The 18,973-nt window shown below is 68.5% G+C and carries 18 protein-coding genes; 13 read left to right on the forward strand and 5 right to left on the reverse strand.

The annotated features are described in order from the left end of the window. Positions 1–176: 176 nt before the first annotated feature. Both F3J15_RS33050 and F3J15_RS33055 read right to left on the reverse strand, forming a co-directional pair. Positions 177–1,223: an ABC transporter substrate-binding protein gene (locus tag F3J15_RS33050; RefSeq protein WP_166896448.1), complete on the reverse strand. Its 1,047-nt coding sequence runs from the start codon at positions 1,221–1,223 to the stop codon at positions 177–179. Positions 1,224–1,273: 50 nt separating this feature from the next. After that, positions 1,274–2,446 (reverse strand): LLM class flavin-dependent oxidoreductase, encoded by a 1,173-nt coding sequence (locus F3J15_RS33055; protein ID WP_166896450.1) that lies wholly within the window; start codon positions 2,444–2,446, stop codon positions 1,274–1,276. Between the two features lie 455 nt (positions 2,447–2,901). On the opposite strand from F3J15_RS33055, the gene F3J15_RS33060 reads away from it, so the two are divergent. The 4 genes from F3J15_RS33060 to F3J15_RS33075 are packed head-to-tail and all read left to right on the forward strand — an operon-like array spanning position 2,902 to position 6,736. Beyond that, positions 2,902–3,978, forward strand: a complete 1,077-nt coding sequence (locus tag F3J15_RS33060) for an ABC transporter substrate-binding protein (RefSeq protein ID WP_166896452.1) — start codon at positions 2,902–2,904, stop codon at positions 3,976–3,978. Positions 3,979–4,009: 31 nt separating this feature from the next. After that, the gene (locus F3J15_RS33065) at positions 4,010–5,116 is read left to right on the forward strand and encodes a PhnD/SsuA/transferrin family substrate-binding protein (RefSeq protein WP_166896454.1); all 1,107 of its coding nucleotides are present in this window, start codon (positions 4,010–4,012) and stop codon (positions 5,114–5,116) included. After that, the gene (locus F3J15_RS33070; RefSeq protein ID WP_166896456.1) at positions 5,116–5,931 is read left to right on the forward strand and encodes an ABC transporter permease; all 816 of its coding nucleotides are present in this window, start codon (positions 5,116–5,118) and stop codon (positions 5,929–5,931) included. The genes F3J15_RS33065 and F3J15_RS33070 overlap by 1 nt, the downstream gene beginning before the upstream one ends. 16 nt (positions 5,932–5,947) lie before the next feature. Next, complete coding sequence (locus F3J15_RS33075) at positions 5,948–6,736, forward strand: ABC transporter permease (protein ID WP_166896458.1); 789 nt, start codon at positions 5,948–5,950, stop codon at positions 6,734–6,736. Here F3J15_RS33075 and F3J15_RS33080 read toward each other — a convergent pair. Beyond that, positions 6,727–7,851 carry a sigma 54-interacting transcriptional regulator gene (locus F3J15_RS33080; protein WP_166896460.1) on the reverse strand — a complete coding sequence of 375 codons (1,125 nt, stop codon included), beginning with the start codon at positions 7,849–7,851 and terminating at the stop codon, positions 6,727–6,729. The genes F3J15_RS33075 and F3J15_RS33080 overlap by 10 nt on opposite strands. 120 nt (positions 7,852–7,971) lie before the next feature. Next, complete coding sequence (locus F3J15_RS33085) at positions 7,972–8,652, reverse strand: class II aldolase/adducin family protein (RefSeq protein WP_166896462.1); 681 nt, start codon at positions 8,650–8,652, stop codon at positions 7,972–7,974. A gap of 387 nt (positions 8,653–9,039) precedes the next feature. On the opposite strand from F3J15_RS33085, the gene F3J15_RS33090 reads away from it, so the two are divergent. The 9 genes from F3J15_RS33090 to F3J15_RS33130 all read left to right on the forward strand — a co-directional run bounded on the left by F3J15_RS33090 (position 9,040) and on the right by F3J15_RS33130 (position 17,260). Then, a complete protein-coding gene (locus F3J15_RS33090; RefSeq protein ID WP_166896464.1) occupies positions 9,040–10,323 on the forward strand; it encodes an alpha/beta fold hydrolase in 1,284 nt (427 codons plus the stop codon). A gap of 141 nt (positions 10,324–10,464) precedes the next feature. Further along, on the forward strand, positions 10,465–10,755 hold the full coding sequence (locus tag F3J15_RS33095) for a co-chaperone GroES (protein ID WP_011694564.1): 291 nt from the start codon (positions 10,465–10,467) through the stop codon (positions 10,753–10,755). A 12-nt stretch (positions 10,756–10,767) separates the two neighbouring features. Then, complete coding sequence (groL, locus tag F3J15_RS33100; RefSeq protein WP_166896466.1) at positions 10,768–12,408, forward strand: chaperonin GroEL; 1,641 nt, start codon at positions 10,768–10,770, stop codon at positions 12,406–12,408. Between the two features lie 203 nt (positions 12,409–12,611). Continuing rightward, positions 12,612–13,226 carry a LysE family transporter gene (locus F3J15_RS33105; RefSeq protein WP_069250793.1) on the forward strand — a complete coding sequence of 205 codons (615 nt, stop codon included), beginning with the start codon at positions 12,612–12,614 and terminating at the stop codon, positions 13,224–13,226. A 46-nt stretch (positions 13,227–13,272) separates the two neighbouring features. Next, positions 13,273–14,565: a hypothetical protein gene (locus tag F3J15_RS33110; RefSeq protein ID WP_166896468.1), complete on the forward strand. Its 1,293-nt coding sequence runs from the start codon at positions 13,273–13,275 to the stop codon at positions 14,563–14,565. A gap of 439 nt (positions 14,566–15,004) precedes the next feature. Then, positions 15,005–15,376 carry a DUF6697 family protein gene (locus F3J15_RS33115; RefSeq protein ID WP_166896470.1) on the forward strand — a complete coding sequence of 124 codons (372 nt, stop codon included), beginning with the start codon at positions 15,005–15,007 and terminating at the stop codon, positions 15,374–15,376. A gap of 58 nt (positions 15,377–15,434) precedes the next feature. Beyond that, the gene (locus F3J15_RS33120) at positions 15,435–15,653 is read left to right on the forward strand and encodes a hypothetical protein (protein ID WP_011356211.1); all 219 of its coding nucleotides are present in this window, start codon (positions 15,435–15,437) and stop codon (positions 15,651–15,653) included. A gap of 132 nt (positions 15,654–15,785) precedes the next feature. Next, positions 15,786–16,307: a PTS sugar transporter subunit IIA gene (locus tag F3J15_RS33125; RefSeq protein WP_166896472.1), complete on the forward strand. Its 522-nt coding sequence runs from the start codon at positions 15,786–15,788 to the stop codon at positions 16,305–16,307. A 59-nt stretch (positions 16,308–16,366) separates the two neighbouring features. Then, positions 16,367–17,260, forward strand: coding sequence for an acetylglutamate kinase (locus F3J15_RS33130; RefSeq protein WP_166896474.1), 894 nt, complete (start codon positions 16,367–16,369; stop codon positions 17,258–17,260). A gap of 58 nt (positions 17,261–17,318) precedes the next feature. Here F3J15_RS33130 and F3J15_RS33135 read toward each other — a convergent pair. Next, positions 17,319–18,973: family 2A encapsulin nanocompartment cargo protein cysteine desulfurase (locus tag F3J15_RS33135; RefSeq protein WP_166896476.1), on the reverse strand; the 1,655-nt coding region annotated here is incomplete at its 5' end.

Raw genomic sequence — 18,973 nt, forward strand, 5'->3', positions numbered from 1 at the left:
GCTCGCGCATCCGGCCGCGCCGAAGGCGAAGCGGACGGCGGCCGCCCCACCGCCGCCGTGCTGCCCGACTCCGCACGCGGCGCGGCACGCGCTGCATGCCGGCGTGCCGGCGGCACGCCGTATTCGATCGTCAGACCTGTCATGCTCGACTCCTTGCAATGACGCGCCGCGGCGCGCTACGCGACCCACGCATGGCGTTGCCGGTCGATGCGCGTGAACGGCGCCGGGTCGATCCACGCGCGCGCATCGAAATCCTGTTCGAGAAAGCCCCACTCGACGAGGAAATCCTTGAACGCGACCAGTCCGTCGATCGACGTCTGCGCGAGCCCCGTCTCCAGATGGCGGTGCACGTCCGCGCCATACGCATAGCGCACCCACTCGTCGGACGCGCGCGTCTCGCGGCCGATATACGCAACCGTCTCCGCCGGATGGCGCGCGGCCCAGTCGCCCGCCCCCACCACCACCGACAGGAAGCGGCTCACGAGATCGGGGCGCGCATCGATCAGCGCGCGGTCGACGGTCAGCGTGCGCGGCGTGCCGTTGCCGATCCGCACGAGCGGATCGGGGTGCGCGCCGAGATCGATGACGACCTGCGCATCGATCAGATGCACGGTCTCGAGCCCTTCGACGCCTTTCACGAACACCGCGTCGACTTCGCCGCGCACGAGCGCCGCGATCTCGAGCCCGTACTCGTGCGGGCCGCGCGTAAACGATGCGGGCCCGGTGCGGCGTTCGCGTTCGTCGGGCAGGTCGACCCATTCGGCGTCGCCGTGCCCGAGCCCTTCCAGTTCGAGTGCGCTCAGGAAGCCTTTCAGCGCGGCCGCCCGCCAGAAGTCGATGCTGATCGGATGGCTCGGCAACCCGAGCCGCCGGCCGCGCAGATCGCGCACCGAGCGAATGCCGCGATCGGGCAACGTGACGATCGCCTGGAATTCGTTGGTCCACGACAGGCCGATCACGCGCGTATCGGCGCCGCGCGCCCGCGCCCACAGCGCTGGAATGTTGCCGCCCTGCCGGAACGAGTGCGGCAGGCTGTGATCGAAATGTGATTCGCGTTTGCCGGCATCCGCCGTCTCCTGCAGCGAATTCAGCGTGATGCCGTCCGGCCCGAACTCCTCGTCGAACCAGCCGCGGTGCACGGCGATGCCGAGCGCGGTTGGCACCGGGCAACGCGTGTACCAGAGTGCGTCGCAGGCCGTGGCCTGCGCAGCGAGTGTCGTCATGGTGAATGTCCTTGTCGATGTCGTTGGATGGCGCGGGAAGGCCGCCGCGCTCATGCGCCGGCCACGCGCAGCGCCGCCTGCGTACGGCGCGCGTTCAGCGCGCCGTCGACGAGCGGCAGCACTTCCTCGCCCACGCGGTACGCCTCCTCGAGATGCGGGTTGCTGGCGAGAATGAACGTCGACACGCCGATGTCGATGTATTCCGCGAGCCGCTCGGCCACCTGCTCGTGGCTGCCGACGATCACGCAACCGGGGCCGCCGCGGATCTGCGACATCCCGGCCCACAGGTTCGGGCCGACGATCAGGTCGTCGAAGTGCTGCGTGTTGCCCTGGTGCAGCGCGAACTGGCGTTTCGCGCCCACCGATTCCGACGCTTCGCCGCGCCCGCCGAAGCCGTTGCGCGTCGTGTCGCCCACCGTCGCGAACATCTGCCGCAACTCGGCCCACGCCTGCTCTTCGGTCTCGCGCGCCAGGATGTCGATGCGCATGCCGAAGCGCAGGTCGCGCTCGGCGTTCTGCCGGTCGAGCGCGCGGCGCGCCGCGTCGATCACCTCCTTCTGCTTCGCGAGCGGCTCGCCCCAGCTCAGGTGCACGTCGCCGTGCTTAGCGGCGACCGCGAGCGCCGCGTCGCTCGCGCCGGCCAGGTAGATGCGCGGCGGCTTCTGGCCGCTCAGCGGCGGCAGCAGGCCGCCCGCTTCGACACGGTAAAAGCGGCCGTCGAACGTGAACGGGGCGCCGGCCGCGACGCCCTTCACGACATCGAGGAATTCATCGGTGCGCGCATAGCGGCTGTCGTGATCGATGAAGTCGCCGTATGCGCGCTGGTCGGGGCCGCCGCCGCCGGTGACGACGTTCCACTCGACGCGCCCGCGGCTGATCCGCTGCAGGCTCGCGGCCATCTGCGCCGCATAGACCGGATGCACGAAATGCGGCTGCAGCGCGATCAGGAGCCGCAGCCGGCGCGTCTCGCGCGCCAGCGCGGCCGCCACGACCCACGGTTCCTCCGTAAAACGAAAGATCGGAATCAGCGCGCCGTGGAAGCCGGCGATATCGGCCGCGCGCGCGACCTGCGACAGATAGTCGATGTAACCGAAATCGTCGTCATCGACTTTCGGCGCGACGCGCGATGCGCGCTGGCGGTTCCATTCGCCGCGCGTATGCAGGTCGTGTGCGCGCCGGCCGTCGCCATGCATCGGCAGGCGCCACAGAAATTCAACAGCCATCGGAGTTCTCCTGGTCGGGCCATTCGGATTGCGTGCGGCATCGGCGTGCCGCGCGTGTGCTGCGCTGTAAAGCACGCGGTGTGCCAACGCGCTCGCCACGGCGCGTGCACGGCCGCCCGCGAACCTGCGCAGTGCCTTGCACACCGGGCATCAGCGGCAATCGGATCGCAGCCGCTCGCACTCGCCCGTGCCATCACGACACGCCCGTACCGCACTGCTGCGCCGACCACACCGCTGCTGCGCGCGCAACAGCGGCCGACGCGACTGTTGCTGACGCAACAGCCCATGCGTCGATACACGCATCGCACGTCCGGCGCGATGCCCGCGCCGCGTGCGGCCGCGCCGTTTCCGTTCACTGGCCCGGATCTTGCAACGTTGACCGGCCCGCGCGTGCGACACCGACACCGTGCGCGACCGGGCTTCAACCATGCTTACGCAGAGAGGGAATCTCACCCATGACAGACAGGCCCGATTCGTCATCGGACAAGCAGCAGACGTTCTGGTACGCCCGGTCGCCCGTGCCGACCCCGCTCGGCATCGCCGTGCATCTCGGCTGGCTCAACGGCGAGACGTCGGCCGACGGCGTCGCGATCCGCTCGCCGCGCGGCGCCACGCGGCACGACGTGTCGTCGATCAGCGATCACACGCTCGCGCAGTCGTTCCGCCAGGGCGGCAGCATCCCCGCGATGTGGGCGCGCTCGAACGGCGCGAATACGCGCGTGATCGGGCTGTCGTGGGTCGACGAATCGCAGTTGATCCTCGCGCGGCCCGAGTCGGGCATCCGCTCGGTGAAGGCATTGCGCGGGCGCCGCGTCGCGATCCCGAGCCGCCCCGACGACCGCATCGACATCTTTCGCGCGTCGGCGCTGCGCGGCTTCGTCAACGCGTTGAGCCTCGACGGGCTGACCACGCGCGACGTCGAATGCGTCGACGTGCGCGCACGCACGCTGCAGGCCGTCGGGCCGGCGCGCGCGGCGGACCTGTTCGCGTCGCCGCACGGTTTTTCGAGCCGCGCGCTGTACGCGGCCGAAGCCGGCGCGCTACTGCGCGGCGAGGTTGACGCGATCTACGTGAAGGGCTCGACGGGCCTCGAGATCGCGCAGCTGATCGGCGCGCACGTCGTGATCGACATCGGCTTTCATCCGGAGCGCGCGATCCGCAACAACAACGGCACGCCGCGCCCGCTGACCGTCAACGCGGACGTGCTCGCGAATCATCCGGACATCGTCGCCGGCTTCCTGAAGCTCGTGGTCGCGGCCGGCGACTGGGCCGGCACGCATCCCGACGAAACCGCCCATTACGTCGCCGGCGAAACCGCGTCGTCGATCGACTGGGTCCGCGCCGCTTACGGCAACCAGCTGCATCGGCACCTCGGCGTCAACCTCGACGACGAATCGGTCGCCGCGCTCGACGACTTCAAGACCTTCCTGCACGACCACGGCTTTCTGGAAGCCGACTTCGACGTCGCCGACTGGATCGACCCGCGCCCGCTCGCCGACGTGTTGCGGCCGTCGCTGCAGAAGCGCGCGTGAGCCCCTTTTCCGCCTACCGTTCCGGATCATCATGAAACACACGCTCTCCCTCGCCTCGCTGCGCCGCCCGCTGCGCGCGCTGTTCGCCGCGCTGCCGTTCGCCGCGGCATCGCTCGCCGCACCGGCCGCGCATGCGGATGACGCGCCCAAGGTCGTGCGGATCGCCGTCGTCGCCTATTCGAGCGGCGGCAAGACGCAATACGCGGGCGCGTCGGCACTGATCGATGCCGACAAGTCGCTCGAGAAGGCGCTCGCCGCGCGGCACGTGAAGCTGCAATGGGTGCCCGTATCGACCGCGGCGGTCGGCACGCTCGTGAACGAGGCGTTCACGAACGGCAGCATCGATTTCGCGGGCTACGGCGACCTGCCGTCGGTCGTCGTCAACGCATCGGGCACGCATACGCGGCTGATCGTGCCGGGCGGCGTGGGCAGCAACACGTATCTCGTCGTGCCGGCCGGCTCGACCGCGAAGTCGATCGTCGATCTGAAGGGCAAGCGCATCGCGCTCAATCGCGGCCGGCCGTGGGAAGTCACGTTCAGCAAGCTGCTCGCCGAGAACGGGCTGAAGCTGTCCGACTTCAGGATCTACAACCTCGACCCGCAGGCCGGTGCGGCGGCCGTCGCGGCCGGCCGCGTCGACGGCTTCTTCACGCTGTCCGACGCGTATTCGCTCGTCGACAAGCAGGTCGGCAAGATCATCTGGTCGACCAAGACCGCACCCGACGACTGGAAGATGCGCGCGGAACTGTGGGCGTCCGACGATTTCGTGCGGCGCTATCCCGACGTCACGCAGCTCGTCGCGACGGCCTACGTGCGTGCCGCGCACTGGATCTCGCAGCCGCAGAATCGCGACGCGTACGTGAAGATCCTGAGCGCGTCCGGCCAGCCGGAAAGCGTCGTGCGCCGCGAATACGCGGATGAGGCGACACCGTGGAAGGAGCAATGGACGCCGCTCTTCACGCCCGCGCTGACCGGCCACTACCGCGACGTCATCGCGTACAGCCGCCAGGCCGGGCTGACGTCCAAGCCGGTCGACGTGAACGCGCTGCTCGCGCCGACGTTCGTGTCGACCGCGCTCAAGCAGCTCGGGCTCGACGGTTACTGGCGTGCCGACGCGGCGCGCGTCGCGAGCCGCTGATGCCGATGCATGCCCTCGCGTCGAACGGCGCACGCGCGCGCCGCCCGCCCGGACTGGCACGGTTCGGCGGCATCGCGCTGGGGTGGGCCACGCCCGTCGCATTCGTCGCGCTGTGGTGGCTCGCGAGCGCGCAGCGCTGGTTCCCGCCGCAGCTCGTCGTGCCGCCGGATCGGCTCGCGGCAACGCTGCGCACGCTGCTCGACACGGGCGAACTGCGCGACAACCTGCTGATCACGCTGCATCGTCTCGCGCTCGGCTTCGTGATCGGCGCGACCGGCGGTGCCGCATTCGGCATCCTGCTGGCGCGCGGCCGGCTGTTCGCCGACTACCTGCGGCCGACGTTCGATCTGCTGCGGCAAGTGCCGACGCTCACGCTGATTCCGCTGCTGATCCTGCTGATCGGCGTCGACGAGCCGCTCAAGCTCGTCGTCGTCGGCAAGGCCGTGTTCTTTCCGGTCGCGCTGGCCGCGTACACGGGCGTGCACGACGCACCGCGCGATCTCGTCGAGATGGCGCGGCACTACGGGCTCGGCCGCTTCGCGCTGCTGCGCGACGTACTGCTGCCGGCCGCGCTGCCGCCGCTGCTGACCGGCGTGCGGATCGCGCTCGCGCGCGCGTGGCTCGCGCTCGTCGCGGTCGAGCTGCTCAGCGCCGACAGCGGGATCGGCCAGATGATGGAACTGGCGCGACAGATGCTGCGGCTCGACGTCGTGCTCATCGACGTCGCGGTGATCGGGCTGATCGGCTTCGCGATCGACCGGTCGATCGCGCTCGTGCAACGCTACGCATTGCGCTGGCAGACGCCCGCGCGCTGAACGAACAGGTTTCCGAATGACCCTCGCCATCCCCTCATTCTCGTTCGCCGCGCTGCGCCGTCGTGCGCGCGGCCTCGTCGTGCCGGCGCTGCTGGTCGCCGCATGGCAATACGCGTCGTCCGGCGACGCGGCCCATCAATACGCGTTCGTGCCGTTGCAGCAGGTGGGCGCCGCGCTCGTCGAACTCGCACGCAGCGGCGAACTCGCCACCGATCTCGGCGCGAGCCTGCGCCGCACGACGCTCGGCCTGGCGGCCGGTGTCGCATTCGGGCTCGTGTTCGGCGCGGCGATGGCGCGCTCGACGCTCGCGCGCAAGCTCGGCGAGCCGGCGTTCCAGGCGCTGCGCTACGTGCCGCTGCTCGGGCTGATACCGCTGCTGAGCCTGTGGGCCGGCACCGGCGAATTCGCGAAGGTGTTCATCATCGCGCTCGCCGCGTTCTACCCGATGACCACCGCCAGCTTCGACGGGCTGCGCCGCGTCGATCCGCGCTATGTCGAACTCGCGCAGTCGTATCGCCTGACGCGCATCGGCCTGTGGCGCGACGTGCTGATCCCGGGCGCGCTGCCCGACCTGTTCGCGGGCGTGTTGCAGGCCGTGCCGTTCGCCTGGATCACCGCGACCAGCAGCGAGCTGCTGTTCAACGCGGGCGCGGGTGTCGGCAGCCTGATGCAGAACGCGCAGGCCGGCGCGCGCGCCGACGTATTGCTGGTCTGCGTGCTGGGGGTGACGGCGCTTGCCGTCGGCATGAGTGCGCTATGCGAGCGAATCGCACGGCGCGCGCTGCGCTGGCGCGATCACGCCTGACGGCGCAGCCGCGCGTCGCCGTCGCCGTCGCCCGCGTCGCGCGGCTTCAGGATGCCGAGCTGCGCGAGCCGCGCACGCACGATATTGCGCGACTGGTCGAGCAGGCGCGACATGCGCAGTTGGTTGTGCTCGCTGTAGTCGAACACGCTGCGGTAGACGGTGTCCTCGATGTGCTGCCACAGCGCCGGCGTGCCGAGATCCAGCAGTTCGATCACCGCGTGGCGCAGCGCATCGGTTGCCTCGGCCACGTCGCGCGCACGGCGCGGCGGTGCCGCCGCCGTGCTGCGCGGATCACCGGCATCGGGCGCAAGCGACAGCGCGGAAAACTGCAGGTCGCTCACGTCGATCGCGCCGCCCGCGCAGATCAGCACCGCGTGGTGGATCACGTTTTCGAGTTCGCGGATGTTGCCGGGCCACGCATGCGCATGCAACCGGGCGCGCGCGGCGTCCGTCAGCGTCGGCGCGGCCACGCGCAGCCGCTTCGCATAGGTGTCGATGAAGTGTTCGATCAGCGGCGCGATGTCGCCGGGCCGCTCGCGCAGCGGCAGCAGGCTCAGCTTCACGACGTTGAGCCGGTAGTACAGATCCTCGCGGAAATTGCCCGCGCGCACCGCGGCTTCGAGATTCACGTTGGTTGCCGCGACGAGCCGCACGTCGATCTTCACGGTCTTGCGTGAGCCGACCGGCGTCACTTCGCGCTCCTGCAGCACGCGCAGCAGCTTCACCTGCGCGGACAGCGGCAGGTCGCCCACCTCGTCGAGAAACAGCGTGCCGCGATTCGCGGATTCGAACCAGCCGGGCTGGCTGTTGATCGCGCCGGTGAATGCGCCGCGCTCGTGGCCGAACAGCTCGCTTTCGATCAGCGTCTCGGAGAATGCGCCGCAATTGACCGCGACGAACGGGCCATCGTGGCGCTCGCTCAGCGAATGCACGAGGCGCGCGATCAGCTCCTTGCCGGTGCCGCTCTCGCCGGTGACGAGCACGGTCGCGTCGCTGGGCGCGACGAGCTGGATGCGCTCGAGCAGCACCCGCGATTTGGGATCGTCGAACGTCAGCGCCTTCGCACGAATCGTGATCGCGTGCGAAGTCGGGTCCGGCAAGCTGAAGATGGCCATGGCACGACCGGCGTGTTGAACGGGGAAGGTTCGACGATAGCAAGGCGCGCGCCGGCCACGAACCAATTCATCGAGCTATCGGTATGACGGCGGCCGGATTGCGCCGGCCGCCGCGCGGCGTCACGCGAGGCCGGTCATCTTCCATTGCTGCTCGAGCGCGCCCGGCCCGAATTCGAGCGAGCCGCCGAGCGGTTCCGCGAGCGCCTGGAAATACGCGGCTTCCTCGAGAATCAGGATGTACTTCGACACGTCGAGGATCGATTTGCCCCAGAACGTCGCGCCGCCGTTCGCCTCGATGATCGCCGGCACCTCGGGGTCGCGGCGGATCGTGTCGACGATGAAGCGCGGCTCGCCGGGACGGCGATCGACGTACACCGGAATCTCGCGGGCGCGCGTGTAGCGCGCGGCCGGCGCATAGCGGATCGGCAGCGGCCGATGTGCGCTCGCCCAGGCGCCGAGGTACGGGCCGTGCACGTGGATCACGACGCCGACTTCCGGCGCCTCGCGGAACACGTCCGCATAACGCGGCCCGTTGCCGCCCGCGCGCGCGTCGCCGTGCAGCACGTCGCCGTCGAACGTCACGACGACGGGCTGGATCTCCTGCGACGCGGCCCACGGGCTCGGCGCCGACAGCGCGACGATGAGTTCCGTGCCCGGCACGCGCTGGAACGCCTGGAACGTGTTGGTCGCGGACAGCGTGCGCGTGTCCTTCAGCACGCGTTCGGCCTGCGTGAATTCGCGCGTGGCGCGCTCGACGAATGCCACGAGTTCGCCGCTGTCGATGGTTGAGGTGACGGACATGAGGACGGTTTCCTTGATCGGATGGACGGTGGGCTCGCATCGCGATGTCGTAACACCGCGACGCATGGCCACCGGATCAGCAGCAATCGTGCCAGCCGGGCATGCATGTGTCGAAGGCCTGCGCCACGGTGCGCGTGCGCCTGGCACGACGCGGCCCGTACGCGCCACGCGGGCGCCTCTGTTGCGGGAGCAACAGCCCGGCGACCCGGATTGCTGCGCGACACGCAGCCGGTCCATGCGCGGACGGCCCGACGCGCCGCGCGATGGCCTGTCATACCGCGCGTCGCCTCTGCCACGCGCGCGCTGGTTCGAAACTTGCGTCGTGGTCGGCCCGCGCCGCGCACTGTCCGGCACGTCCGATCCGACTTCACCGACACCCATCCGACCATGACGCTTCTCCCCCTGCGCGGCCCTGCCGCGCGCACGCTGCTGGCTGCGGCGCTCGCCGTCTCGTCTCTCCTCTCGCATGCGGCTTCACCGGGCCGCGTGCCTGCACCCGATCCGTTACAGGGCGACGGCCGCGTGTCTGCGTTCTATACGTGGGACCGCGACATTCCGGCGACGCCCGGCGCGCTGCTGCGCACCGAGCCGCTTCCGGCAACGCTCGGGCTCGCGAGCGCCGGGCGCCAGCTGCGTATCCTGTATGCATCGACCGACGGCGTCGGCGGCCGCACGCCGATCGCCGTGTCGGGTGCGCTGTTCGTGCCGCGCGGCACGCCGCCGGCCGGCGGCTGGCCGATCGTCGCGTGGGCGCACGGCACGTTCGGGATGGCCGACATCTGCGCGCCGTCGTGGTTCGGCCGCTCGTACCGCGACGTGCGCTACCTGAACGCGTGGCTTCAGCAAGGGTTCGCGGTCGTCGCGACCGACTACCAGGGGCTCGGCACGCCCGGCCCGAATCCGCAGCTCAACAACCGCTCGAACAGCTACACGCTGCTCGACAGCGTGCGTGCGGTGCTCGGCAGCGTGCCGGGCCTCGCGAACGAGGTCGTGCTCGTCGGCCAGTCACAAGGCGGCTCGGCCGTGTTCGCGGCGGCCGGCTACGCGCCGGCCTATGCGCCCGAACTCGCGATCCGCGCGACCGTTGCCACCGGCACGATCTACAACGCGTCGCCCGCCACGCTCGCGTCGCTGCCGAAGTTCGAGAGCGCGTACCGGCGCGATCCCGAGCGCGTCGATCCGACGCTCGCGTACCAGTTCTACTCGGTGCTCTCCGCGCAGCAGATCGACCCGTCGCTGCGCGCGGACGAGGTGCTGACCGACCAGGCCTTGCCGATCCTCGAACAGTCGCGCATCAGTTGCCTTGCATCGCTCGAGGACGACGCGGCGCTCGCGCACCTCACGCACGCGAACACCGTGAAGCCCGGCGGCGATGCACGACTGAAGACATGGTGGGACGAATACCTGACGTACCCGACGCTGAAGATCGCCACGCCCGTCTTCATCGGCGCGGGCGCGGACGACGGGCTCGCGCCGCTCGAACTCGCGCTCGCGAAGGATGCGTGCGCGGCCGGCACGACGGTCGAGGCGCACCTGTATGCGGGCCGCGAACACAACGGCACCGTGAACGCGTCGCTCGCCGATTCGATTCCGTTCGTCAAGCGCGTGCTCGCCGGCGAGACGATCCGCCCGGTCTGCACGCCCGCCGCCCAGCGGGCCGTGTCGCAGTAGCGGGGCGGCGCGCTTTGCACGACGGCGCGAATGCATTTTCGAATCCGTTATTGGATTGCGCCGCCGCGCATTTTTATACTCGTCAGCACTCTCTGTTAAAGAGTGCCAGCCCATTTCAACAGATCAGCACAGGACGAACCAATGAGCCTACGCCCCTTGCACGACCGCGTGATCGTGAAACGACTCGACCAGGAAACCACCACCGCATCGGGCATCGTGATCCCCGACAGCGCGGCGGAAAAGCCCGACCAGGGTGAAGTGATTGCCGTCGGCCCCGGCCGCAAGGATACGGACGGCCAGCGCATCGTGCCCGACCTGCAGGTCGGTGAACGCGTGCTGTTCGGCAAATACGCGGGGCAAGCCGTCAAGGTGGACGGCAACGAGTTTCTCGTGCTGCGCGAGGAAGACATCGTCGCGGTCGTCAATCAATAACGGAGCGCAATCATGGCAGCGAAGGAAATCATTTTCAGCGACGTCGCACGGGCCAAGCTGACGGAAGGCGTGAACATTCTCGCGAACGCGGTGAAGGTCACGCTCGGGCCGAAGGGCCGCAACGTCGTGCTCGAGCGCAGCTTCGGCGCGCCTGTCGTCACGAAGGACGGCGTGTCGGTCGCGAAGGAAATCGAACTCGCGGACAAGCTGCAGAACATCGGCGCGCAGCTCGTGAAGGAAGTTGCGTCGCGCACCAGCGACGCCGCCGGCGACGGCACCACGACGGCCACCGTGCTCGCACAGGCGATCGTTCGTGAAGGCCAGAAATACGTCGCGGCCGGGCTCAACCCGCTCGACCTGAAGCGCGGGATCGACAAGGCCGTCGCGGCCGCCGTCGACGAGCTGAAGAAGATCAGCCGCCCGACCACCACGAGCAAGGAAATCGCGCAGGTCGCGACGATCTCCGCGAACGGCGAGGAATCGATCGGCCAGCGCATCGCGGAAGCGATCGACCGTGTCGGCAAGGAAGGCGTGATAACCGTCGAGGACGGCAAGTCGCTCGCGGACGAACTCGATGTCGTCGAGGGGCTGCAGTTCGATCGCGGCTACCTGTCGCCGTACTTCATCAACAATCCGGACAAGCAGATCGCCGAGGTCGAAAGCCCGTACATCCTGCTGCACGACAAGAAGATCTCGAACATCCGCGACCTGCTGCCGGTGCTCGAACAGGTCGCGAAGTCGGGTCGGCCGCTGCTGATCATCGCGGAAGATGTCGAAGGAGAAGCGCTCGCGACGCTGGTCGTGAACAACATCCGCGGCATCCTGAAGACGGTCGCCGTGAAGGCGCCGGGCTTCGGCGACCGCCGCAAGGCGCTGCTCGAGGACATCGCGATCCTCACCGGCGGGCAGGTGATCGCCGAGGAAACGGGCCTGACGCTCGAGAAGGCGACGCTCGCCGAACTCGGCCAGGCGAAGCGCATCGAGGTCGGCAAGGAAAACACGACCGTGATCGACGGCGCGGGCGATGCGAAGAACATCGAGGCGCGCGTGAAGCAGATCCGCGTGCAGATCGACGAAGCCACGTCGGACTACGACCGTGAAAAGCTGCAGGAACGTGTCGCGAAGCTCGCGGGCGGTGTCGCGGTGATCAAGGTCGGCGGCGCCACCGAGATCGAGGTGAAGGAGAAGAAGGACCGCGTCGACGACGCGCTGCACGCGACGCGCGCGGCCGTCGAGGAAGGCATCGTGCCGGGCGGCGGCGTCGCGCTGATCCGCGTGCGGCAGGCGATCCGCGAACTGCAGGGCGTGAACGCCGACCAGAACGCGGGCATCAAGATCGTGCTGCGCGCGCTCGAGGAACCGCTGCGCCAGATCGTCACGAACGCGGGCGAGGAAGCGAGCGTCGTCGTCGCGAAGGTGGCCGAAGGCTCGGGCAACTTCGGGTACAACGCGCAGACGGGCGAATACGGCGACCTCGTCGAATCGGGCGTGCTCGATCCGACCAAGGTCACGCGCACGGCGCTGCAGAACGCGGCGTCGGTCGCGGGGCTGCTGCTGACGACCGATGCGACCGTGTTCGAAGCGCCGAAGGATGCGGCGCCGGCGGCGGCGCCGGGCGGCCCGGGTGCGGGCGGGCCGGGGTTCGATTTCTGACGGTGTAGCGCGTGTGCCGTGTGCCGGTTCGCCGGCATGCGCGCGATCTTGTAGACTCCCCGTGTCTCGCAGACTCCCCGTGCGCGTGGCGACAAAAGTCGTCACGCGTTTTTTCATTGGATTGGCGAAGCAGAGCGACGTGCCGACCCGCCAGCTCGCTCGGGTAAGATGAAAGCCCGTCCCGTCGCGCTGCCCTCCACGCCATGTCGACCACCCTCACCACCTTGCTTCCACTCGCCGGCGTCCTCTTGCTGAGCGTCGCCAGCCCCGGCCCGAACTTCGTGATCGTCACGTCGACCGCGGTCGAGTCGCGCCGCGCCGGTGTGATGACCGGCGTTGGCCTGGCCGCCGCGTCCGGCACCTGGGCGGCAATTGCGATCGCCGGGCTCAGCCTGCTCGTCACGCATGTCGCATGGGTGCACACGGCGCTGCGGCTGGCGGGCGCCGCCTACCTGATCTGGCTCGGCCTGAAAATGATCGTGACCGCGCGCAAGCCGTTGCCCGTTGCCGCACCGGCCGCCGCGTCCGACTGGCACGCCGCGAAGAAGGGCTACGTCGTCAGCATGACCAATCCGAAATCGGTCGCGTTCTACGGGAGCATCTTCGCGCTGATGGTGCCGGCCCATGCGTCGGCGTGGCTCGATCTTGCTGTCGTCACGCTGTCGGTCGCCATCTCGGCTGCGTGGTATTGCACGATGGCGCTGCTCGCCTCGCACCCGTCGGTGCGCGCGCTGCTGGTTCGACGCAAGGCCGTGCTCGATACGACGGCCGGGCTGCTGCTGATGGGGGTCGGCGGGCGGATGCTCGCCGGACGTTGATCCACCCGGCTTCCGCTCACTCGTCGAACCTTCACCGCGCCCCGCCATGCCGACCGTACAAACCATTCTCGACGACTACGAACGCCTCCGCTGGAACGGCAACGATCCGATGTCGCAGATGCTGGCGCTGCGACGCGACAACCCGGCTGCGCTCCCCGACCTCGTGATCGCGTCGTTCGATCGCGTATTGCCGCATGCGACGTTCCTCAGTGCCGCGCTCGACCTGATGGACGACACCGCTTTCGCGAAAGTCGCCGCCGAAGCGTGGCAAGACGTCCGCAACGGCGCATGGAACGAGCGGCTCGCGAGCGTGTTGTCGAGCGTGGTGATGCAGACGCCGCAGGTGTTTTCTGGTCACTGGGACGCGTTCCTCGACATTGCCGCCACGAAGCGGTCATCGCGCCTGTATTACGAGGGAAACGCGTGGCGGATGCTCGATCCGGCGACGATCGAAGCATGGCGCGGCCTGCTTGCCGACGCGCCTTCCGGCAGCGACACGGCACACGAACGCGCCATCGCTCTGCTTTATTCGCGAGACCCTGCGGCCGTTCGCGACGCGGCAGCGTGGCTGTTTCCGGACGATCCCGAGAAGCGCTTTAACTGGCTCATGTCCGCCGGCTACGTTCAGGAACACGACACGTTGCGCGCGTTGCACGGCGAAGCACCACTGCATATCGACTTCGGCCTGACGCTGGGCGCGCCGATACGCCGCGCCCAGCCGAAGTGGAACCGCGAGATTCACGCGCATCACCCAACCTGGCACGCGCGCGATTCGCATCGATTGGGGGCTCGCTTCGGCGGCGTGTCGTCGCATCGATGCGGCCTGTGTCACGAGCCGCTGCATCGATTGCTGACACTGCCGCAACCCGCCGCCGCAGGCATCGACAGCACGACCCCCGTGTCGTTCGACACCTGCCTGTCGTGCGTTGGCTGGGAGAGCAATGGCCCGATGTTCCACCAGCACGACGACGCCGGAAACGCCTGTGCGCACCCGGCTCAGCAACGTGACACCGCGATCCAGCCGGACTGTCCGGCGGCCCCATTCCTGGAGGAAGACGTTGCACTTTTCGCTGCACCGGCACGCTGGACGCGGCAGGAATGGGGCATGTCGAACAGCGGGCAGAACCTGAGCCGCGTCGGCGGCGCGCCATCCTGGGTACAGTCGGCGTGGTATCCCGACTGTCCGGATTGCCGCCGCAAGATGCAATTCGTCATGCAGCTCGATTCCGACCTTCCGCAAACGGACGGCGGAGAATGGCTGTGGGGTAGCGGCGGTGCGAACTACACGTTCTGGTGCGCGCCGTGCCGCACCAGCGCGCATTTCTGGCAGTGCACGTAGTACACGGCGCGATCCCGCACGGACCACGCAACCTTTACGACCTTTTTACTTGCGCCCGCGCATGCGTTCACTAGAATGTGTTCGCAATCCATCCATCACCGAGTACGCACATGCGCATCCGAAGTCCTCGCCCTCCGAGTTGCTTTTCTGCCTGACAGGCAGGACGCCTGCGTCTCTTTTCCCGAGCCACCGTCCTGCCAGCAGGCGGACGGTGCGCGCCGTAGTCCTTACCGTGCACGCTTGAACACGACGTCGATGCGTTGATCGCGCATCGCGCGGGCAAGCGTGTCCGCGCGGAAATTTCCGTATCACGACGCGCCATCGATCCGCCACCGCGGCATCGATCGATTGGCATGCCCACGTCAGACAGGTCGATCCGATCGCATTGCTTTGCAGACCTGATTTACCCAACGGATATTCCCGATACCGGAGCCCGATCATGTTCGAGATCGACAAGCAGTACACCCGCGAATTCATCCACGCCGCCTGCGGCGGCAGCAAACAGGCATTCCTGCCGACGAAGAACGGCAAGGTCGTGGCCGCCTGCCTGCGCACGGACCTCAACCCGCACGCACCCGATGTGATCCTCTGCGACGGCAGCGCGTCCGCACGGGCGGCCGGCAGGACGCTCGCCGCGCAACGCGATGCGATTCCGGTGTTCATCCGCATGGCCACGGACGCGTACCGCTTCGTCGGCCAGTACGTCGTCAGCGAATCGCTCACCGCACCGCTCGACTGCGCGCCATACGTGCGCAACAGCAGCTTCACGTCCGGGCAGATCTCGCGCGTGCTCAAGCTCAAGCGCTGCTGACCCGCTTGGCGGGCGCGTCGCGCGCCCGGTCCCGGTCAACTTTCATACAGGAGCCATCATGCTTGGCCTGACGTTCTGGAAACACGTGATCGGTGCGCGGACCGATGCAATCCGCGATGACAGGGCGGCTGCACACGACCGGCACCGACGGGTGTCGAGAACGCTCGTGCTGACCAGCGCCGCGGTGGCGTTCGCGGCGATCGCGTTCGGCGCGCCGGTGGTCGGCATTTCGGTGTTTCTGCTGACGACGCTGCCGTTCGTGCTGTCCGGTACCTGAAGCGGTACGTGTCGGGCCCGGTTCCATCGGCAATCGATACACAATTTTAATGCCGGGCCCGCGCGTATCTAACACCGTCTTTACGCGGTTTTGTCTAGGATTTCCCTGTCATCCCGACACGGAGAGATCCGCATGCAAACGCAGCAGGCCGCCGCCGGCGGCCAACCCGACCTTCCCTACCGACGCGGCGGCGCACCGTTCGCGACCCGGCTGGCCGACGCCTGCCCGCCGGACAACATCCTGCTCGACGTACCGGTCGAAAGCGCGATCCAGTTGTTCGACCTCGTCGCGCGCTATATCGAGCGCAGCAGCGGCGTATCCGCGGAAAGGATCAGGACCGAACTGACGAAGCGCGAGCAACTCGGCTCGACCGGCCTCGGCCAGGGCGTCGCGATTCCGCATGCGCGTGTCGCCGGTCTCCGCTCGGCCGTCGCGCTGTTCGTCCGCGCACAGTATCCGTTCATCTTCAACGCACCGGACCGCAAGCCCGTGCGCGAGTTCATCGTGCTGGTCCTGCCGCAGGAAGACAACCGCGCGCATCTCGAACTGCTCGCCGACGCGGCGCGCTGTTTCAGCGAGCGCCCGTTCCGGCAGGCATCGCGCGACGCGCTGACGCCCGACGAGATTCACCAGCTGATGCAACGCACGCACTGATGCCGCATTGATGCCGCACCCTGCGGCGACAGGCACTCCCTTCATCCATTCGGATTCCCATGTTCCCAGACCCTGAAAGTCCCACTCTGACGTCGCGGCGCGTAGCCGGCCTGGCGCGCTCGCTGCCGTTCATGCAGGCCCTGCACGGGCAGACCGTCGTCATCGTCGACGGCGGCGCCGCGAGCGATGCACGCGCCCGCCAGGCGTTCGCGCAGGATGTCGCGCTGCTCGCGCTCACCGGCGTTCGACCGATTGTCGTCCAGGGGGTGCCGGCCGCATCCGGCACGCAATCGATCCACGCCGTTCACGCGGCGATGGCGGGCGTCAATCATGAACTGGTGCGCCTGATCGGCAGTCACGGCGCCAAGGCAATCGGCATCGACGGCCACGACGGCGGCCTGCTGGTGGCGAGCGCGAATTCCGACCGCACCGACACGAGCGCGGTCGCACGGTTCGACGGCACCGCGCTGAACGCGTTTCTCGAGAACGGGCTGGTGCCCGTCGTGATGCCGGTCGCCCCGGACGACGCCGGCCACGACCATCTGCTGCGCGCGGAACGGCTCGGCAGCCTCTTCGCGCAGCGCACGGGCGCCGTCACGCTGGTGATGATGGTCGACAGCGCGCTGCTGCGCGAACTTGGCGAGCTCGCCGGGCTCTACGGCATCACGGAACTCGAGCACTGGCTGGCCGAGCACCCGGCCGCCACGGCGGCGCCCTGCGTGCGGGAAGCGCTCGATGCGCTCGCACACGGCGTGCAGAACGTCCACCTCGCCGATATCGGTCAACCCGAATCGCTGATCGACGAACTGCTGACGGAAGAAGGATCGGGGGTCGTGTTCTGCCGTCGCGGCAACACCGACCTGCTGTCGGAAACCCGCCGCTACTTCGCGGATTCGGCGAGCGTGCTGCGTGACGGCTTCAGCGTCGAGCAGAAACAGGTCGTGCGGTTCTGATTGTTGTCGTGATCAAGCGCTTGCGGCGACCCACTCGGGCCGCCGCAAGCGAATGACGTCAGCGCCGCGTCGCGAGACGCCGCACGACGCTCACCAGCTCGTCGACTTCGTCGCACGTGTTGTAGAACGCGAGCGACGGCCGCACCGTTGCCTCGAGCCCGAACCGCCGCAGGATCGGCTGCGCGCAGTGATGCCCCGAGCGCACCGCGATGCCCTCTTCGTTCAGCGCCTGCCCGACTTCCTCGGTCTCATAGCCCTTCAGCACGAACGACAGCACGCTCGCCTTGTCGCGCGCGGTGCCGACCAGCCGCACGCCCGGCACCGGCGCGAGCACGCTCGTCGCGTACGCAAGCAGGTCGTGCTCGTAGCGAGCGATGTTCTCGATACCGACCCGGTTCACGTAGTCGAGCGCGGCGCCCAGCCCCACCGCATCCGCGATGTTGCCGGTGCCGGCCTCGAACCGGTTCGGCGGCGGCTGGAACACCGTGCGCTCGAACGTCACGTCCGCGATCATGTTGCCGCCACCCTGCCACGGCGGCATGTCGTCGAGGATCGCGCGCTTGCCGTACACGACGCCGATCCCGGTCGGCCCGTAGATCTTGTGCCCGGAGAACACGAAGAAATCCGCGTCGAGCGCCTGCACGTCCACGCGCATGTGCGAGATCGATTGCGCACCGTCGACGAGCGCCTTCGCGCCCGCACGATGCGCGAGCTCGACGATCTCCTTCACCGGCACGACCGTGCCGAGCGCGTTCGACACCTGCGTGACGGACACGATCTTCGTGCGGTCGTTGAGCAGCTTCCGGTATTCGTCGAGCAGCACCTGCCCCGAATCATCGACCGGAATCACGCGCAGCTTCGCGCCCTTGAGCGCGGCAAGCTGCTGCCACGGCACGATGTTCGCGTGGTGCTCGAGATGGGACACGATGATCTCGTCGCCTTCGCCGACGTTCTGCACGCCCCACGTCTTCGCGATCAGGTTGATCGCCTCGGTCGTGCCGCGCACGAACACGATTTCATCCGACGACGATGCGCCGATGAAACGCCGCACGGTGTCCCGCGCATGCTCGTATGCGTCCGTCGCGCGGCCGGCCAGCGCATGCGCGGCGCGGTGGATGTTCGAGTTCTCGTGCGCGTAGAAATACGCGAGCCGGTCGATCACGGCCTGCGGCTTGTGCGTCGTCGCCGCATTGTCGAACCACACGAGCTGCTTGCCGTTCACGCGCTCCTGCAGGATCGGGAAATCGCGGCGGATCGCATTCACGTCGAACGGCGGATGCGCACCGCGATGCAACTGGCCCTGCGGCTCGGCCGCGTGCGTATCGTCGATGAAGTAACGCGGCACGTCGCCGCCCGATGCGCGCGACACCGGCACGTCGCGATGCACGGCGAGCAGTTCGCGCAGCGTGTCGTCGCCCGGCAACCCGAACGCTTCCGGCGACGCGAGGCCGTTCGACGGCACGACGATGTCCTGCGGCGTCGCTTGCCAGCCCTGCAGCGAACCGTCGGTGAAGTAGTACGGCGATGCTTTCGCCGCGCCTTCCGGTGCGGGCGCATTCACTGGCGGCACGCCGAGCGCCGCGCCGCCGACGCGCGGTTCGAGCGCCGGCGCGATCGACACGACGTTGTCGGGCAGCCCGTTCTGCGCGGCCGCATGCGGCGCCAGCGCGGGTGCGCGGTTGCCGAGCGACAGCACGTGCGTCGGCGCGGACG

Source organism: Burkholderia sp. Ap-955 (assembly GCF_011753045.1).
GTDB classification, from domain to species: Bacteria; Pseudomonadota; Gammaproteobacteria; order Burkholderiales; family Burkholderiaceae; genus Burkholderia; species Burkholderia lata_D.

Excerpts from the sequence above, each read along its gene's own strand:
- F3J15_RS33075 (WP_166896458.1), top strand. The coding sequence starts at position 5,948 with ATGACCCTCGCCATCCCCTCATTCTCGTTCGCCGCGCTGCGCCGTCGT.
- F3J15_RS33085 (WP_166896462.1), bottom strand. The coding sequence starts at position 8,652 with ATGTCCGTCACCTCAACCATCGACAGCGGCGAACTCGTGGCATTCGTC.
- F3J15_RS33055 (WP_166896450.1), bottom strand. The coding sequence starts at position 2,446 with ATGGCTGTTGAATTTCTGTGGCGCCTGCCGATGCATGGCGACGGCCGG.
- F3J15_RS33110 (WP_166896468.1), top strand. The coding sequence starts at position 13,273 with ATGCCGACCGTACAAACCATTCTCGACGACTACGAACGCCTCCGCTGG.
- F3J15_RS33125 (WP_166896472.1), top strand. The coding sequence starts at position 15,786 with ATGCAAACGCAGCAGGCCGCCGCCGGCGGCCAACCCGACCTTCCCTAC.
- F3J15_RS33115 (WP_166896470.1), top strand. The coding sequence starts at position 15,005 with ATGTTCGAGATCGACAAGCAGTACACCCGCGAATTCATCCACGCCGCC.
- F3J15_RS33120 (WP_011356211.1), top strand. The coding sequence starts at position 15,435 with ATGCTTGGCCTGACGTTCTGGAAACACGTGATCGGTGCGCGGACCGAT.
- groL (WP_166896466.1), top strand. The coding sequence starts at position 10,768 with ATGGCAGCGAAGGAAATCATTTTCAGCGACGTCGCACGGGCCAAGCTG.
- F3J15_RS33050 (WP_166896448.1), bottom strand. The coding sequence starts at position 1,223 with ATGACGACACTCGCTGCGCAGGCCACGGCCTGCGACGCACTCTGGTAC.
- F3J15_RS33065 (WP_166896454.1), top strand. The coding sequence starts at position 4,010 with ATGAAACACACGCTCTCCCTCGCCTCGCTGCGCCGCCCGCTGCGCGCG.
- F3J15_RS33105 (WP_069250793.1), top strand. The coding sequence starts at position 12,612 with ATGTCGACCACCCTCACCACCTTGCTTCCACTCGCCGGCGTCCTCTTG.
- F3J15_RS33070 (WP_166896456.1), top strand. The coding sequence starts at position 5,116 with ATGCCGATGCATGCCCTCGCGTCGAACGGCGCACGCGCGCGCCGCCCG.
- F3J15_RS33080 (WP_166896460.1), bottom strand. The coding sequence starts at position 7,851 with ATGGCCATCTTCAGCTTGCCGGACCCGACTTCGCACGCGATCACGATT.
- F3J15_RS33130 (WP_166896474.1), top strand. The coding sequence starts at position 16,367 with ATGTTCCCAGACCCTGAAAGTCCCACTCTGACGTCGCGGCGCGTAGCC.
- F3J15_RS33095 (WP_011694564.1), top strand. The coding sequence starts at position 10,465 with ATGAGCCTACGCCCCTTGCACGACCGCGTGATCGTGAAACGACTCGAC.
- F3J15_RS33090 (WP_166896464.1), top strand. The coding sequence starts at position 9,040 with ATGACGCTTCTCCCCCTGCGCGGCCCTGCCGCGCGCACGCTGCTGGCT.
- F3J15_RS33060 (WP_166896452.1), top strand. The coding sequence starts at position 2,902 with ATGACAGACAGGCCCGATTCGTCATCGGACAAGCAGCAGACGTTCTGG.